The organism is Ercella succinigenes (assembly GCF_900002895.1).
Genome location: NZ_CDHP01000045.1, coordinates 48,795 through 65,682, shown reverse-complemented (window position 1 = coordinate 65,682; position 16,888 = coordinate 48,795). Strand labels below are relative to the sequence as shown.

Here is a 16,888-nt window from a genome sequence, read left to right as displayed (position 1 = left end):
TATGAAAAAACAATTATTGAACAGCAACTGGATTATGAAAAGAGTTAGTGATGGAACAGAATACAGTACAACTGTTCCATCCTCTGTTTACTCAACTCTTCACGAAAACAGCATTATACCTGAACCCTACTGGAAAGATAATGAAGATACTGTTTTGAAAGTAATGGAAGAAACATTTGAGTACAAATGCAGTTTTTATCCAAATGATGAAGTAATAAAAGAAGAAAATCTTATTCTTTGCTTTGAAGGCATTGATACTATTGCCTCCGTTTATCTTAACGATATACTCTTGGCAGATGTCGCAAATATGCATAGAAAATGGGAATTTCCTGTAACTGACATTTTGAAAAAGGGAGAGAATATAATAGAAATATCTCTTTTTTCACCGTTAAAACATGCAGCAAAAGCTTTTGCCGAATGTCCTACCAGAGGGACAGAAGATGCTTGGGAAGGATTCAGCCACATACGAAAGGCTCACTGCATGTATGGCTGGGACTGGGGAGCTCACCTGCCGGATGCAGGTATTTTCAGAGATGTATATATCAAAGCTTTTTCCAAGGCGTCAATAGATTCTTGTTACATTGAACAGATACATAATAAAAATTCTGTCAGGCTACTATTGTCACCAACTTTTCAAGCAAATGATTTAAAAACAGACCACCTGGTTTCAGATTTAGGCAATGATTATAGCTATGCTATTACAATAAAAGAGCCAGATGGGAATGAACTTATATTCCCTGATTCGCCTGCTGAAATCAAACTGGAAAACCCTGAACTATGGTGGCCTAATGGTCTTGGATCTCAAGCTCTATACACTATTAAATGCGATCTTTTGTTCCAGGGAAATTTGATTGATTCATGGTCACGGCGCATAGGCCTAAGAACGTTGACGATGCGGGTGGAAAAGGATGAGTGGGGCGAAAGCTTTGCCCACGAAATAAATGGAAAAACAGTTTTTGCCATGGGAGCAGATTATATTCCAGAAGAGCATATTCTGCCGCGCAAAACACGCGAAAGAACCACTCAATTGCTAGAAGATTGCAAATTAGCTAATTTTAATAGTATTAGAGTATGGGGCGGTGGTTATTATCCCGATGACTATTTCTTCGACTTATGTGATGAACTAGGCTTTATTGTCTGGCAGGATTTCATGTTTGCCTGCTCTGTATATGAGCTTACTCCTGATTTTGAAGCCAATATCACACAGGAGTTTATAGACAATATAAAGCGTATCCGGCATCATGCCTGCCTGGGTTTGTGGTGCGGAAATAACGAAATGGAAAGCTTCGTCAAAGATGGAGAATGGGTTTCAAAACCTTCTGAGGTTCGTGATTATCTTTTCATGTATGAAAGGATAATACCGCAAGTTTTATCCAAATATGATCCTGCAACATTTTACTGGCCTTCAAGCCCTTCTTCTGGTGGTGCTTTTGACAAGCCACAAAGCCCTGATCACGGCGATGTTCATTTTTGGGAAGTATGGCATGGAAATAAACCTTTTTCTGAGTATCGCAAACATAAATTCCGATATTTGTCTGAATTTGGTTTTCAGGCAATACCTTCAGTGAAAACAATCGAACAAGGCATAACAGATGATCCACAAGATTTAAATCTGTTTTCCTATGTTATGGAAAAGCATCAGCGCCATGGCTCCGCTAATGGTAAGATTATGAATTATCTGCAACAAACCTACAAATATCCATATAATTTTTCTGATATGGTATATGCCTCCCAGTTGCTTCAAGCGGATGCTATCCGCTATGGCGTAGAACACTTCCGGCGTAATCGAGGTCGTTGTATGGGCGCAGTATATTGGCAGCTAAACGATTGCTGGCCAGTCATATCCTGGTCATCCATAGATTACTATAATCGTTGGAAAGCACTGCACTATTATGCAAAACGCTTTTTTGCTCCAATAATGATATCTTGTGAAGAACAAAACTGGATGACGGCTAAAGCTGATTTTAATCGCCAGCATTTCAATTTTGAAAAATCTATACACTTAAATATCGCAAACGAAACTATCTACGAAAAAAATCTGGTAATAAGTTGGGCTCTAAGAAATGCTGATGCTTCTGTTGTGAGAGAAGAAAGTCAGGAAGTTTCTGTTCCGGCGTTGTCAGCCATCTGGCTAGAAAAAATTTATCTACCGGAAGCCGAACTTCTAAGTCAATATGTTAGCTATGAGATACAAGATAGCAGTCAGACAGAAAAAGATCCTGGCACTAATAATGGATTGATTTCTGCAGGAACAGTCTTGTTTACATATCCAAAATATTTCAAGTTTACAGATCCTCAATTGACATTTGAAATTGAAGATAATGATATCATTGTCAAAGCGCAAGCATTTGCCAAAAATGTTGAGATATTAAACGAAAATGAAGACTTGATTCTGAGTGATAATTATTTTGATATGAATGCCGGAATTTTTAAGGTCAGCATTCTAAGAGGAGAAGCAAATAATCTCAGAATAAGAAGTGTTTATGATATTGGCAAAGTATAAGATAAAATTATTGTTGTACCGCTTTTAATTGTTTTTACAGCACAGCGATATTTAATAGCAGAGGGCTTGGGCACTTCATAATGTCCAAGCCTTCTTTCTTCCCATTTTCCCAATCAAGCCTTACGACGGCGAGCAAATCTATCAATAAGAACAGCAAATACTACTACTACACCTATTATTATATTTCTGAAAGCTAGCGGCGCTCCTACAAAGGTCAACCCATTTCTTAGAATCGAAAGAACAAGAGAGCCCATTACCGTACCAAGCAATATTCCTTGTCCACCCATTGTACTGATACCACCTATAACGGATGCAGCAACTGCATCTAGCTCATAGCCGGTTCCGGCATCCATAAAGCCCATTGTACTTTGAGCCATGAAGATCATTCCAGCGATACTTGCCATGAATGAAGAAATAATATATACATTCATTTGAGCAACTACAACATTTACACCTGAGAGTTTTGCAGCTTCATAGTTGCTGCCGATTGCATATGTGTAACGTCCTGTACGTGTCTTAGCAAGGATGAAGCCAAAAACAATGGCTAATACAAGCGCAATCCAGACGGGATTATAAAGACCTAAAGTTCTACCATAGTAAAAGAAATTCTTATACCCTTCTCCTGATGCCGCCAGACCATCCGTGTTGCGTCCTCCGTTAACGAGCTGTGCAATTCCTCGGCAGACAATCATAGTACCAAGTGTAGCAATAAAAGGAGGCATTTTCATTTTCGACACAAGAAATCCATTGATCGTACCTGCCAGACAACAGGCCAAAATAGTCAGAAATACAGCCAGCAAAACAGGGACTTCATGATGAACCATAAGAGTTGCTGCGATCATGCTAGACATACCAACTACCGAACCAATTGAGAGATCTATCCCTCCTGTTATTAAAACATATGATTGGCCTATGCCGATAATCAAAATAGGAGCAGTCTGCCTAAGCAGATTGCTCATATTTTCTCCTCTGAAGAAATTTGGATTCATAATACTAAAAATTATAACCATAAGCACAAGGGCACCGGCAACAGAAAGAACCTGACCCATACCTTTTGTCGCTAAGACTCCTCTTAACGCTCCCACTAATCCTGATTGATTTTCCTGGTTCGCTTCTTTTTTCATTATACCTGCTCCTCTTCCAATATCTTGGCTTTATACTGTGTTGCGTAGTGCATTACCTCTACCTGAGAAGTTTGTTCGGTATCGAGTTCACTTGTAACTCTGCCTTCGCACATGACGATCATGCGATCACTCATACCCATAACTTCAGGCATTTCAGAAGAAATCATTATTATTCCAATCCCTTGCTGTTTTAACTTGTTGATCAAATTATATATTTCCACCTTCGCCATAACATCAATGCCTCTGGTAGGTTCGTCAAAGATTACAATCCTGGCTTTTCTGGCCAGCCATTTTCCAACTACTATTTTTTGCTGATTACCACCTGAAAGATTTATCACATCCTGATTATGTGACGGTGTTTTAATTTTAAGATTTTCTATTGCTTTTCTTGTAAGAGCCAACTCTTTTTTTCTGGAAATAATATTGAAATTACAAACCATATCCATATTGGGCAAACCTATATTTTCACGAACAGTTAATTTCGTGCAAAGACCATCTTTCTTTCTATCCTCCGGGGCATAGACTATGCCTTTGCGAATAGCATCTTTGGGAGACGATATATGTGTTTTTTTGCCATAAAGCCATATTTCTCCATCATCTATCTTTTCCACACCAGCCAAGGCTCTGGCAGTTTCTGTTCTGCCTGCCCCCATAAGACCGGCAACACCTAGAATTTCTCCTGCATAAAGGCTAAAGCTCACATCTTCTACCTGCTTGCCTGAGCGCAGCCCTTTAACTTCCATCAGTAATTCTCCACGGTTTGTTTTTACCTTAGGAAATTTTTCTTTTATTTCTCGTCCAACCATTCCAGAAATAATCTGATCAATTGTTATATCCTTAAAATCGCTTGTAAGAACATATTTACCATCTCGAAAAATAGTAACCCTGTCTGTAATATGTTTTAATTCTTCCAGTCTATGCGATATATAGACTATACCATGACCACTCTGCCGCAAAGACTTAATTATTTTAAACAATTCTTCGGTTTCTCTTTCTGTAAGTGCAGATGTTGGCTCATCCATAATAATAACTTTTGAATTTATGGAAATAGCTCTGGCAATCTCCACCATTTGCTGTTGAGATACAGGCAATGTACCTATATCAACTCTTGGGTCAATATCCAGCTGCAATTTCAGAAGCACTTTTTTCGCTTCATTATTTAAATGTTTTTGGTCTATCACATTCAATCTGCTTTTTTCACGTCCTAGAAAAATATTTTCAGCAACAGTAAGATGCTGACACATATTTAATTCCTGATGTATTATTGTAATACCTAAATCTTGTGCTGATTTAGGTGTCAAATGTGTAATTTTTCTACCAGCAATTTCAATATCGCCAGCTTCATTTTGATATACACCTGCCAAAATCTTCATCAATGTTGACTTGCCTGCACCATTTTCACCAAGCAAAGCATGGACCTCTCCAGCCTTTAAATCAAAACTAACATTATCCAGTGCAATAACACCGGGAAATGATTTGGAGACATGGGTCATTTTGACCAGATATTCACTCATGTCCTGCTAAGTCCTCCTAACTAATTTGCTTGCTTATAAAACATAATATAATATCTTTTAATCACAAACAGCTCTCATAACTACTTATAGACTAACAGCTGGCAAGAATAGCAACAATGTATCAATAATCATTTAAGGTGGAAAATATTTAGATAATGGTTTATTCGTTGTCATTTTACTATAGATAAAGTAATATTATTATGCATTATCAACAATGTTCTAGACAATGTTCTGATCTATAAACTGAACATTTTCTGATAAATCATAGGCTTCTTCAATGTTTGAAGAAATAATTAAAATAGGAATAGAGTCTTTTTGAATTCTTTTCAGGATACTCTTTATTAATTTGCGTCCATAACCATCAAGAGCATGGTAAGGACTAGCAATCAACATAAGACGAGGAGAAAATAATACCCATCTATAAAATACAATCATGATTTTCAAATAAAATTTCTTATAGTAATCCAGATCAGTTTTACTTAAATCAAGACTTTCGCACCATTCATCAAAAGAATGCCAGATATGTTTTCTCATCCTGCTTCTATCTATGGCAAGTACATTATTTTTCTTCATATTAGCAAGATAAAGATTCTGAACAGGAGAAAGGTCTTCTATATATAATCTGGAAACTCTATCTTTAGGCACATATGCTATACCCAACTTATGCAAATCCAAATTGTTTTTTACAACAAAACTTTTCCCGTCAAGAACCATTGTAAATTCCTGAAAAGACTCCGAATCTTCCAAAAAATGTTCGAGGAAAATTATAAAAGAGCGCTTGCTGTCTAATAAGCTAATTTTTTTGCTTTTATCCAAGTAAAAAGGCCCAATTGTTATCGGCCAAAATTCATTATTCTCTTTTTGTTTCAAAAAATTTCTCAATAATTTTATTGAAAACAACTCAGTTAAAATATTTTTCTGATTTTTCTCTTTTATTATGAAGCTAATTTCTGAAAAATCAGAAGTAAATGTAGCATTTATCCTGTCACCAAACCAATTGACTATTTCTTCTTGTTCTTCTTTTTGCCTTATCATTATTTCATCTATTTCTACCGGCTGCCGATAAAAATCTCGAGTAAATTCTGAATAATCTTCATTAAAATATGTGTCAAGCGAATGCAGACTAAACTCAGATCGTTCAATTAATCTTCTTGTATGTCCATTTTTCATTATAGTTATGCGGTCACACATGTTTAATAAAAGCTTACTGCTGCCACTAAAACAGATTATGCTGATTTTTTGTTTTTGCAGCAAATCAAAAACTAACCTGATCTCGCTTATTGCTCTATCATCAAGGACATCAAACATTTGGTCTATGACAATTATTTTGCAGCCGATCAATTGCGATTTAACCAGTTCTATCCTGTATCTGTCCAGCAAACTAAGTTCAGATACATATTGCTCTGGCTTGATATTCTTAATATTAAAATTATTGAGTAATCTCTGAGATTGTTCAATCAGTATTTGTCTTGGTATAAAATATTTTTTTGCATGCCGCCTTATATAAAAAAAGTTATCGGCCACTGTCAAATCTGCTATCAAATTCGAGACAGAATCTATAAAATATATATTTTTACCTCGTAACTCTGACATTTCCTGTGCACGGAGCATTTTTTCCTTATAAAAAACCCGACCGGCATCAGGAATCTGATCTCCATGCAGAATAGACATCAAACATTGCTTGTCAGGTGAATTAGAACAATAAACACCCATTATTTCAGCCTGATTGAGCTGAAGGTTAAAATAATCCAGCAAAGCTACATCCTGATGATACTTAACAATATTATTCAAGCGAAGAATTTCTCTGTTCAAAAGGCAAATCCTCATCAATATATCTTCTTTGTTGCTCATCCAGTGTATCATAAGTCAAAAAAGGTAAAGTAAGTTCAACATCCGTACCTATATTTTTTGTGCTATACACTTGTATCCCATAGGCTTCACCAAAAAATAATTTAAGCCTGCGATTAACGTTATATATCGCAAAACCACTTCTTTGCCCAGACTGATTGCGGTTTCTCAAAGGCAATTCATGATTATAAAGTCGGCTCCGGATCTGTTCAAGTTGATTTTCGTCCATTCCTATTCCATTGTCAACGACATTAATTATAAGTCTTTTCTCAGTACATCTAATTTTTATAATTATATCTCCTTGACCAACTTTCATTTCCAAACCATGAAAAATGGAATTCTCAATAATCGGCTGCAAAGTCATTATAGGCAACACTGCCTGCATGATCTGATCTTGATCATTTAAATCTTCATAGCTAATTGAATACTTAATTTTATCTTGAAAACGATACATTTGAATGGATAAATAATCTTTAACATTTTTTAATTCACTTGAAAGAGGAACGATAGGGGATTTATAACTAATGCTGTAACGAAAAAAAGCAGAAAGGGCTTCTGTCATTTCTGCAATAATTTTTTGATTCTCCAATAAAGCCTCACTACGTATTGCTTCTAAAGTATTATACAAAAAATGAGGATTGATCTGACTTTGAAGAGCTGAGATTTCAGCCTGCTGCTTGAGCATAATTGCATTATTACGTGATCTGGTTACAATACGAGCCTGCTCAAGCAAAGAACTAAAAGAAGAATCAAGTTCTTCCGGTTTGCTGGCATCAAAATCTCCAGCTTTAAGATATTTCATCCCTTGATCTAAATTACGTGTCAAAGGCCTGTATATCAACAAAAAAACCAGCGGAATTAGCAAAAAAGCAAAAGAAATTCCTATAATCAGTATCCAGCCTCTATAATCAAGCCTGAGGCCGTCATTATGATTGATGGCAAAAATAGTGGTCATAAGTATAAATAATATAACACCAAGCAAAGTAAGCAAAACCTTTATTCGGAACAATATGCTGTATTTTGATAGATACATATTTCCTCCTAATTCCCGGACTGCAAAATTATAGATATGAATATAGTTTCCTGTACTCAGAAGGCTTAATTCCCATTTCCTTTATAAATATTTTCGAAAAATATTTAGCGTCCTGATAGCCGACACTAGCAGCAATCTCGCCTATTTTTTTGTTGCTCGTTTTAAGAAGCTCTTTGGCTACTTCCATACGTGTAGTCTGTAAAAATTCACTGAATGTTGTTCCTGTTTCATTTTTGAAAAGAGTAGAAAAATATGCAGAGTTCAAATTAACCTGACCTGCAACTTCCTCCAGTGTAAGAGGAAGCATAAAATGATTTGTTATATATATTTTGGCTTCTCTAACCGGACGTACAATTTCTTTTTTAAGACCTACATAAAGATAATTCATTGCTTCAGAAAGTGTCTTTTGTATCTGATCGAAAAGACTATCGATAGAGCTTGAATTTTGAATTCTGCCCTGATAAGTATCAATACTAAAGATTGATTTATCCTCCTTCTTCGAGATATTAAAAAAAGCTTTTCCTGCTATGTTGCCTATCTCATATGCTATTTCTATGATAATTACAGGAGGCAGATAGCGATGTGACATAATATCCGATTTTAATCCACATATCCAATTTGCCAAACCGGCACAGTCAAAAACTTCAATTGTATTTTGCAAGGTTTTTATTCTGTTTGCGGTTAGCAAGTCTTTTTTATCAAGATAAATATATTCATAATCTGTCTCTTCAATAAATCTTCCCGCCATATCGTCATATATTCTATGATCCACGGCAGCCTGGGCTTTATTGTAAGATTCAGGCATATGAGACAATTGCTGTTTTAGTCCTCCTACACCCACAGTCATTTTTACAATCCTGTATTCTCTTACAATTGACTGTGCATTTTTAAACCAGTTGCAGAGGCTTTGCTGGAGATTATCTTTTAATGAGCCTGCCTGTACTGTATCCAAAGGGATTTCGGGGTTTAGAAGAACAAATAACAAATCGTTATAGTACTCAACAATTATCTGATGGCATTTATCATTCAAATGCTGGCGTATACTTTTATCCACTTTAGCCAGCAGGTTATTTTTTTCTTCCAATTGCGTCAAAGTCTGTAAATCCTCGGCAATATCAAATTTAATTAAAAGCACCTGGCAAAATGGCGAAGCAAAATCAAGTTTATATACTTGATTAAATGCATCTAGCCCCCTGCCGACCTCCAGACTGTTACTTTTTAAAAGAGGGTACAGTTTTTGCATATTCAGAGCCGGATTTTCAATATTTTTTTCTGCTTTTACAATCCCAGAATCAGATTCAGTTAATCTGTAGATGCCACCATTATCATGAAAATCAAGATTTTCCGCCCCAAATTTACCTGATTCAATTTCATTGATGTCATGAGATTTTTTTATTTTCAAAATTAAATTTTTAAGAGAATCAACAAGCTGTTCCTGATTGATTGGTTTTAACAAATAATTTTCAATACCATACTTTAGAGCACTATAGGCATAATCAAATCTTCTGTAACCACTTATAATAACAAACTGAGTAGCTGGTGAAATTTCTCTAACCTGCTCTATAAGGGCAATTCCGTCAAGGCCTGGCATCCTGATATCTGTTATCGCTATATCAGGTTTTTTTTGTTCGATTATCTTTAGTGCATCAACACCATTATGCACAACATCTACAATTTCAAGCCCTAGATCATTCCAAGGAACAAGCATTTTAATCAATCTACAAACTTTTACCTCATCATCTGCAATAAGCACTTTTAACATTATGTACCCCCTGCACTTAAACTATCAAGCTATAGTGCTAATACACGCTTCCGTTCAAATATAATACTTGCTTTACCCTTGTGATACAAGAACAAGCATCAGACATAGCCTGTCAGCTATGCCTAATGCAAGCACTTTATAGTTCAAATATTAATATTTCCATTGATTTTTATTTTTATAACAAGAAATGTACTACGACCTTTTATATGATTTTTACCAGTAAGGTTCACAAGGATTATTGGGGCAGCAGCATTCCTACACCAGTATCAATAACTTCCGGACCTGTTGAATAGCCTTTAACGGCTGCATAAGCCTGAGCTACACCAAGATATCCCATTGTATATGGGTTTTGAATCATTGTAGCTTTTAGAGCACCTTCATTAACAAGTGTTTCCAGTGTATTTGATTTGTCAAATCCTATACCTACTATATTATCAATATTTCCTGTATCTTTTATTGCATTACCAACACCGGTTGAAGAACCTTCATTTGAACCAAACATCCCTACTACTTCTGGATTTGCATTAATCAGATTAACAGCCAGATCTTGTGACTGGGCGGCATCTCCGTCTGCGTACATTGGTTCAAGAATTTCAAAATCAGTTCCTTCAAACTGTGAAATGAAACCTTGCTCACGATTAACAGTTGAATTTGTAGCAGTGCTAACACCTACTATACCAATTGCTCCCGATGTTATACCATTTGCTTCAAAATGTTTTAACATTTCTCTTCCTGCAAGTTGTCCTGCATTATAGTTATTAGTTGAAAGTGTATTGATTACAGGAACATCAGCCGGACTATCAACATAAATAACTTTTACGCCTTTATCAATTGCATTCTGAACAGCCTGTCCTACATTCTGAGGATCAGTAGCAGCAAGCAGAATAGCTTTGGCATTATCTGCAACAGCATTATTAATAATTTCTATCTGTTTTGAACCGTCTTTTACATCAGGTGATTGGAATACAACATCAACACCTGCCAAACCATTGGCCATATCCTGAGCACCCTGGTCAACAGCAAGCCAGTGTTGATCCTGACTATCCATTGTAATAAGATACATTTTTATTTCTTCTACTTCTTCTGAACCACCATTGTCGTTTTTGCCACCGCAAGCTGCTGCTAAACTAACAACCAGCATAAGACTTAAAATGACTGCCATAAACTTTTTAAATTTCTTCATTTGTTCCTCCTCCAAGTTTATCAATTATGAAATACAGATAAATATTTAGTAAGCTTCATTTAGCTTACGAACATAGACTAGCAACGACAGAATAAGCAAACAATATAACAACCTTCATTAAAGGTGGAAATTATTTGGCATATATAAGTTTTGTTGACACATTAGCCTATGCAAGGAGTTTTTTATGTGCATATAGCACAAAGAGAAAGTAAAAGAAGAAGATTTTTTTTGCAGTCAAAAGATCAAAGCGGAAGTTTTTTTCTGCGAAAAACGATTAAAGCACTTATAAACAAAACTACAGAAAGCATCAAATAAATTGAATTGTACTGCCAGGCGCTTGACCCTCCTACAAGTTCAACCGGATCATACCAGCCATATATGGTCATGTTTTTTAACATAGAAAGATCATCTGATGTTCCACCAAGCATATTTAACAGGAGCATTGTTATCGGTATTCCAGCACCAAAGCCTGTAGAGAAGGCACTATCATTAAAAAAGCACGAAAAGAAAAAGCCAATCATTATTACAACTATATTTACCAGCATAGTAGTAATATTAAGCCGTAGGTACATATCAATATCAAGAAATCCCGGATGCATAATTTCACTAAATATAACACCTACTGCAAACAGAGCAGCGAACAATACAACAACCGAGGCGATAGCATATATGCCCAAAGTTGCAATTATTTTAACTCTTGAATTAGGAGTGGAAAGATAAAAAGCAAAAGAACCATTATCCACTTTTTTTGCAACCAGTTTATTAGATAAAATAATGCAGTAGACCATAGGGAAGCCGAACATCAGCAGACCGTAAAGCCAGCTTGCCAGATAACTGGTAAGATCATTTACCATCTGGGAAAAACCCATAGCTTTCATCAAATCTTCAGGGAAAAGTTCCAGCATAGAGGTTATGGCTTGCATATCATCAGGATCATACATCGAAATCATGATAGTAGTGTACATGGTCAAAACAGCAAAAAAGATCAGAAGAATGCGCCAATTCTTTTTCAATGTTGATTTAAATAGAGCAACACTCATTTCGATTTACCGCCTTTACTGTTTTTTGAAATATCAGTATCTGGGTCATTATTTAGATTTGATGATATTTCAGATTGATCAGTTTTTCCATAAAATTGCATAAACAAATCTTCCAGAGATTGATGCCTTATATCGAGATCATTAATTTCAACATTGGCAAGAACTTTGACAAAACTGTCAATTTTGTCTCCTGGAACACTCACCTCCAATGTATCCCTGCCGCTTTCAGAAAAATTAAAATCTGACTGCTGCAAAATACCTATCAACAAATTCTTGTCTTTTTTAATTTTAACGAAATATTTTCTTAACTGCCTGCTTTTCAGAGAACCGGCATCTGACTTGTTAATAATTTTTCCGTCTTTTATGATGAGAATATTATCACAAGTTTTTTCGACTTCTTCAAAACTATGACTAGACATTATTATCGTTTTCCCTCTGGCTTTTTCCTTCTGGATAAGTTCAACAAAACGATTTTGCATGAGCGGATCAAGACCGCTTGTAGGTTCGTCAAGAATAAGCACTTGGGGATCATGCATAAATGCAACCACTATACCCAGTTTTTGTTTCATACCCTTAGAAAATTTCTTTATTTTCCCTTTGGGATCGAGCTCAAACATTTCCATGAGCTCTTTTACCCTGAAATTATTACCATTGTCTTGTAGTTTTCGAGAAAAATCACCTCGCATTTGTTGCATCAGGCGAATAAATTCTTCACCATTCATTCCATCCAGAAAGGCAATTTCTCCAGGTATATATCCCAGTGATTTCTGTATTTTAGGAGCTTCAGCAAAACAGTCCAAACCATTTATGGAGCAATTACCTTTTTCTGGCTTCATAAAACCCATAAGTGCTCTAATAGTTGTAGTCTTACCTGCTCCATTAGGCCCAAGATAACCCATTACCTCTCCTTTGCCAACTGAGAAATCAAGATTAAAAACACCTTTACCACTCGGATAAGTTAAAGTCAGATCATAAACATCAATCATATCTATCCTCCTCGTGTAAGTCTTTTGTTACATTTTAAGCCAGCAGAAGTATTGGCATTGCCATAACACAGGATTAATTATACAATTGCCATAGCCCCATCGCAATAAACTTTATTTATATGATTTTTACAGGAGATTATTATGCCCCGCTCAAATAAAAGATTTATACTTTTCTTCACATTACTGATTGTTCTGAGCTTTGCTTTAGCAGCTTGCCTGTCAACGGATAATCAAACAACAGCTACCTTTGAATCTAGTGAAAGTGTCCCTGAAACTACACAAACAACCACGGCAGAAACTACTTCGGTGACTGAAACAGAATCAGAGCCTGATCCAATTGTTGAGCAACCTTCTGAAGATAATCCGGTAATAGCTTTAACCTTTGATGACGGACCTTCTTTGCGTGATACCGGAAAATTGCTGGATTTATTAGCACAAGAAGAAGTGGCAGCCACTTTTTTTGTGCTTGGCAGCCAGATAGACATGGGTCGTGAGGATCTTGTCAAAAGAGCCTGGGAAGAAGGTCATGAAATAGCTAATCACGGCTATAGTCACAAAGTTCTGAGAGGAATTGCCGAATCAGAAATACGTGAAGAGCTCGAATCAACAAGCTCACTGATCAAAAATATTACAGGGCAGCAACCTGGGCTTATGCGGCCGCCAACAGGAGCATACGATGAGCAAGTAGCCAGAGTCAGCGGAGAATTAGGAATGTCGGTTATAAATTGGGACTGGATAAGCTGTCCCGAGGACTGGAACCACCATGATAACCCTGACCACATCTCAAATCATGTCGTTGAAACAGCTCAAAACGGACATATCGTTTTGCTGCATGATACCAACGAAGCAACTATTGCTGCCATGCCGGAAATTATAAAAGGACTTAAAGAAAGAGGCTTCCGCTTTATGACCGTAAGTGAAATGCTTTCCTGGCTAGGTGATGAACATCCAGCTCCCGGAAAAGTATACTTCACTTATTCAATGCCCGAAAATGACTAAAAATTCTAATCAGCAAACTTAATCGATGGTTAAACGGAACTTATGAAATTAAACTAATATTTCATGGGTTGCCTGTGAAAGCATCTTTGGGATAAACAGCATACGGATTCCAGCAAATCCATTCCGTGTAACCGGCATCATTGATAGCGTCTATCTGAGCTTTAATCTCTGTGGCTCCGTATTCCATATAATAGCCAGCAGGAAGGTATCCCGCCGTAAAAGCCTGCAAATAAGGTCTGTTAACAGCATACCCTTCTTGCTCCGTCGCTTCCTTACCTATCATTAAAGCCTGGTACATAACCTCATACGGTTCAAGGTCTGGTTTCGTAAATAAAATGCCATTTAGATTAGTACCTTCGCCATTACCCGTATAATGTCCGGAAGAAGCATTGGCATAATGTGACGGATATATCATCGGGCAAAGATTATCCACACCTGTAAGACCAACAGTTTCCCAGTCCTGTCCTATATTGTTACCATCAATTTTACTATTAAGAATTATGCCAAAAACATCTGCTCCAAGTGGAATTCCTCTTTCATACTGGATAGAAACTACTGAAGTTTGTAAAAATCTATTGATTGCCTGTACCCTGGTAGGAACCTCTCCTTCTGCTCCAAAATACGGTCTTTCACCAGATGTCGTGCCACCGGTAGGAAAACGAACATAATCAAATTGTATTTCATCAACACCAAGCTCTATGGCCTCAATTGCCAGATCTATATTGTATTGCCAAACTTCCTGATTATAAGGATTCACAAAAGGTTTGCCTCCTTCAAGAGAAAAATGGAGAGAATTTCCGTTTTCATCCTGAATTGAAAGATCAGGCCTGGCTTCCGCCAATTGCGGATCCTTAAAGCAAACTATTCTGCCAATTACTTTTATATCTTCTGCATGCAATTTTTCAATAACACTTTTTATATCATAAGCAGGCGAAACAACATCGATCTCCAAAGCAAGGGGTACTTTAGATGCATACTTAATGCCATCTGATTCTTTTAAATCTATAACAACAGAATTAACATCGGTGGTTCTGCAAATTTCAATTGCCAGATCAAGATTAGCAGCAGCTCCCATATACAGAGCCCGAAGCTCATTACGCTCCATCTCAACATACTGTTCAGGCTCTGGCAAAGCACCGAACCACTGCTCTACCAAAGGATCATTTTCCAGCAGCCATTCTGGAACTTCGGGTGGAATAGGCGTAGGCTCAGGAGAAGGCTGAACAGTAGTTTCTGTGGTAGTCTCTGTTACTTCGCCTGAATCCTGAGTTGGAACAGTTGTCTGCTCTGATTGGTCATCTGTTTTTTTACATCCGGCAAAAATACTCAAGGTTAAAACAATTACCAAAAATATTGCCCAAAATGTTTTGTATCTTTTTTTGTTTCCTATTTTTGAATTAAAGCATTCATTTTCAAAATTTTGTTTTAACATAAGTATTCAACAGCTCCTTAATCATTTTGATTTATTACAACTTATCTTTTAGATATTTTCATCTTGCTAACCATGAAAAAAGACAGAATCATCATAGTAATCATGCATATTATAATGTTTGTCTGGGAAAAAGACCCTCTCAAAAGCAAAAAAGTATTTAACAGATTTATAAGAGTCAACACCGAACCGGCAAGAGTTATCGGGATACCGTAGAATATAGACTTATCTTCCTGAATATTAAATCTTGCCAATCTGATAGCTCCTGCTACAGGGAAAATAAGAACAATCACATAACCGAGAAGTTGACCTCCTGTCATAAACATTTCGGTTGAAGCAAAATGCAGTTTCCAGGAAATTACCGCAGGAGCGACCCCAAAAGAAATCAGATCGCAAAGCGAATCAAGCTGTTCGCCCATTTCACTGGTCGCATTTAATTTCCGAGCAATTTTACCGTCAAAACGATCAAACAAGGCAGCAGCCATAACCAAAAGACAGCTGAAATATATCAGGTTTATGTCATTACCTACATTAACTATATTCACTTTATCGGTTGATGCTGCAATAAGAATAGCAGAAACACCAAATACCAGATTCATCAAAGTAATACAGTTAGGAATATTATTTCTGAGCATCAAATCCCCCATCTCGGCAAAGTCAGTCTTTGTCTAACTTATTGAACTATTTTTGCCAATTGTGTTATACCGCATTTTACTTTCTGTCCAGGCTCAGCGATGACTTTTGCCTCTAAAGGTAATATCAACTCCGTACATGAACCAAATTTAATCATTCCTATACGTTGTCTTTGTTTTGTTTTATCTCCCTTAGCAACATCGCACACTATTCTACGTGCGACAAAACCTGTAATCTGATGCACAACAAAACGGCAATTATCGTTCTCAAACCCTATCATATTGCGTTCATTTATATCTGAAGCGTGTGATTTAAAAGCCGGCAAAAATTTCCCTGGTCTATAATTTGTTGTCACAATATCAGCAGACATTGGAGCTCTATTGATATGCACATTGAAAACAGATAGGAAAATCGTTATTTTCTGCGCTTCTCCCCCCATAAAAGAATCATTTACTTTTTTGATTGACATTATAGTTCCATCTGCCGGACTAAAAAAAGTCAGCGGATCTTCAGAGCCGGTGCGTTGTGGATTGCGAAAAAAATAGGCAAAGAATAACAGAAGCAGAACACCAGGTATCAAAAGCCAAGGAGAAATAAAACAAAAAATTATGTTTACACCTATCATAAAAAATATGTAGACGAAGCCCTCTTTGGCTATCGGCAAATTATCCACACTTAAATCCTCCATGTTTAACTAAAAATGTTTCAATTCAACATTATATCAGATTAAAGCACTAATTTAACTAAAGAGCAGTATTCCTTACTTAAACTAAACCCCCCGACCATTAAGATCGAGGGGTTCGGTAGTTATGTATGACAATGCCGGGCAATATT

13 protein-coding genes are annotated in these 16,888 nt (G+C 36.6%); 2 read left to right on the top strand and 11 right to left on the bottom strand.

What is annotated here, in order from left to right:
* The first annotated feature begins 1 nt into the window (after position 1).
* Entirely contained in the window at positions 2-2,503 is a 2,502-nt protein-coding gene (locus AC0KSB_RS10910) for a beta-mannosidase (RefSeq protein ID WP_472309184.1), read from the top strand.
* A gap of 113 nt (positions 2,504-2,616) precedes the next feature.
* On the opposite strand, the gene AC0KSB_RS10905 is transcribed toward AC0KSB_RS10910, so the two are convergent.
* The 8 genes from AC0KSB_RS10905 to AC0KSB_RS10870 form a co-directional block, all read right to left on the bottom strand.
* Positions 2,617-3,627: an ABC transporter permease gene (locus AC0KSB_RS10905; RefSeq protein ID WP_472309182.1), complete on the bottom strand. Its 1,011-nt coding sequence runs from the start codon at positions 3,625-3,627 to the stop codon at positions 2,617-2,619.
* Positions 3,627-5,141 carry a sugar ABC transporter ATP-binding protein gene (locus AC0KSB_RS10900; RefSeq protein ID WP_472309180.1) on the bottom strand — a complete coding sequence of 505 codons (1,515 nt, stop codon included), beginning with the start codon at positions 5,139-5,141 and terminating at the stop codon, positions 3,627-3,629. The genes AC0KSB_RS10905 and AC0KSB_RS10900 overlap by 1 nt, the downstream gene beginning before the upstream one ends.
* 219 nt (positions 5,142-5,360) lie before the next feature.
* The gene (locus tag AC0KSB_RS10895) at positions 5,361-6,953 is read right to left on the bottom strand and encodes an ATP-binding cassette domain-containing protein (RefSeq protein WP_472309178.1); all 1,593 of its coding nucleotides are present in this window, start codon (positions 6,951-6,953) and stop codon (positions 5,361-5,363) included.
* Positions 6,925-8,022 (bottom strand): sensor histidine kinase, encoded by a 1,098-nt coding sequence (locus tag AC0KSB_RS10890; RefSeq protein ID WP_472309176.1) that lies wholly within the window; start codon positions 8,020-8,022, stop codon positions 6,925-6,927. Before AC0KSB_RS10890 ends, AC0KSB_RS10895 begins: the two co-directional genes overlap by 29 nt.
* Positions 8,023-8,050: 28 nt before the next feature.
* Positions 8,051-9,784 carry a response regulator gene (locus tag AC0KSB_RS10885; protein WP_472309174.1) on the bottom strand — a complete coding sequence of 578 codons (1,734 nt, stop codon included), beginning with the start codon at positions 9,782-9,784 and terminating at the stop codon, positions 8,051-8,053.
* Between the two features lie 235 nt (positions 9,785-10,019).
* Positions 10,020-10,967 (bottom strand): substrate-binding domain-containing protein, encoded by a 948-nt coding sequence (locus AC0KSB_RS10880; RefSeq protein WP_472309172.1) that lies wholly within the window; start codon positions 10,965-10,967, stop codon positions 10,020-10,022.
* Positions 10,968-11,209: 242 nt separating this feature from the next.
* Positions 11,210-12,007 carry an ABC transporter permease subunit gene (locus tag AC0KSB_RS10875; protein WP_472309170.1) on the bottom strand — a complete coding sequence of 266 codons (798 nt, stop codon included), beginning with the start codon at positions 12,005-12,007 and terminating at the stop codon, positions 11,210-11,212.
* Entirely contained in the window at positions 12,004-12,993 is a 990-nt protein-coding gene (locus tag AC0KSB_RS10870) for an ABC transporter ATP-binding protein (protein WP_472309168.1), read from the bottom strand. Before AC0KSB_RS10870 ends, AC0KSB_RS10875 begins: the two co-directional genes overlap by 4 nt.
* 141 nt (positions 12,994-13,134) lie before the next feature.
* Between AC0KSB_RS10870 and AC0KSB_RS10865 the strand changes: the two genes are divergently transcribed.
* The gene (locus AC0KSB_RS10865; RefSeq protein WP_472309166.1) at positions 13,135-13,992 is read left to right on the top strand and encodes a polysaccharide deacetylase family protein; all 858 of its coding nucleotides are present in this window, start codon (positions 13,135-13,137) and stop codon (positions 13,990-13,992) included.
* Positions 13,993-14,053: 61 nt separating this feature from the next.
* Here the strand turns inward: AC0KSB_RS10865 and AC0KSB_RS10860 are convergent, their stop codons facing one another.
* The 3 genes from AC0KSB_RS10860 to AC0KSB_RS10850 are packed head-to-tail and all read right to left on the bottom strand — an operon-like array spanning position 14,054 to position 16,727.
* Positions 14,054-15,424 (bottom strand): putative glycoside hydrolase, encoded by a 1,371-nt coding sequence (locus AC0KSB_RS10860; RefSeq protein WP_472309164.1) that lies wholly within the window; start codon positions 15,422-15,424, stop codon positions 14,054-14,056.
* A 41-nt stretch (positions 15,425-15,465) separates the two neighbouring features.
* Entirely contained in the window at positions 15,466-16,056 is a 591-nt protein-coding gene (locus AC0KSB_RS10855; RefSeq protein WP_472309162.1) for a CDP-alcohol phosphatidyltransferase family protein, read from the bottom strand.
* Between the two features lie 38 nt (positions 16,057-16,094).
* Complete coding sequence (locus tag AC0KSB_RS10850) at positions 16,095-16,727, bottom strand: phosphatidylserine decarboxylase family protein (RefSeq protein ID WP_472309160.1); 633 nt, start codon at positions 16,725-16,727, stop codon at positions 16,095-16,097.
* Between the last annotated feature and the right edge of the window lie 161 nt (positions 16,728-16,888).

What these genes read in the sequence shown, in the direction of transcription:
- AC0KSB_RS10855 (WP_472309162.1), bottom strand. Translation starts at nt 16,056, where the DNA reads ATGCTCAGAAATAATATTCCTAACTGTATTACTTTGATGAATCTGGTA.
- AC0KSB_RS10865 (WP_472309166.1), top strand. Translation starts at nt 13,135, where the DNA reads ATGCCCCGCTCAAATAAAAGATTTATACTTTTCTTCACATTACTGATT.
- AC0KSB_RS10885 (WP_472309174.1), bottom strand. Translation starts at nt 9,784, where the DNA reads ATGTTAAAAGTGCTTATTGCAGATGATGAGGTAAAAGTTTGTAGATTG.
- AC0KSB_RS10875 (WP_472309170.1), bottom strand. Translation starts at nt 12,007, where the DNA reads ATGAGTGTTGCTCTATTTAAATCAACATTGAAAAAGAATTGGCGCATT.
- AC0KSB_RS10900 (WP_472309180.1), bottom strand. Translation starts at nt 5,141, where the DNA reads ATGAGTGAATATCTGGTCAAAATGACCCATGTCTCCAAATCATTTCCC.
- AC0KSB_RS10910 (WP_472309184.1), top strand. Translation starts at nt 2, where the DNA reads ATGAAAAAACAATTATTGAACAGCAACTGGATTATGAAAAGAGTTAGT.
- AC0KSB_RS10890 (WP_472309176.1), bottom strand. Translation starts at nt 8,022, where the DNA reads ATGTATCTATCAAAATACAGCATATTGTTCCGAATAAAGGTTTTGCTT.
- AC0KSB_RS10905 (WP_472309182.1), bottom strand. Translation starts at nt 3,627, where the DNA reads ATGAAAAAAGAAGCGAACCAGGAAAATCAATCAGGATTAGTGGGAGCG.
- AC0KSB_RS10870 (WP_472309168.1), bottom strand. Translation starts at nt 12,993, where the DNA reads ATGATTGATGTTTATGATCTGACTTTAACTTATCCGAGTGGTAAAGGT.
- AC0KSB_RS10880 (WP_472309172.1), bottom strand. Translation starts at nt 10,967, where the DNA reads ATGAAGAAATTTAAAAAGTTTATGGCAGTCATTTTAAGTCTTATGCTG.
- AC0KSB_RS10860 (WP_472309164.1), bottom strand. Translation starts at nt 15,424, where the DNA reads ATGTTAAAACAAAATTTTGAAAATGAATGCTTTAATTCAAAAATAGGA.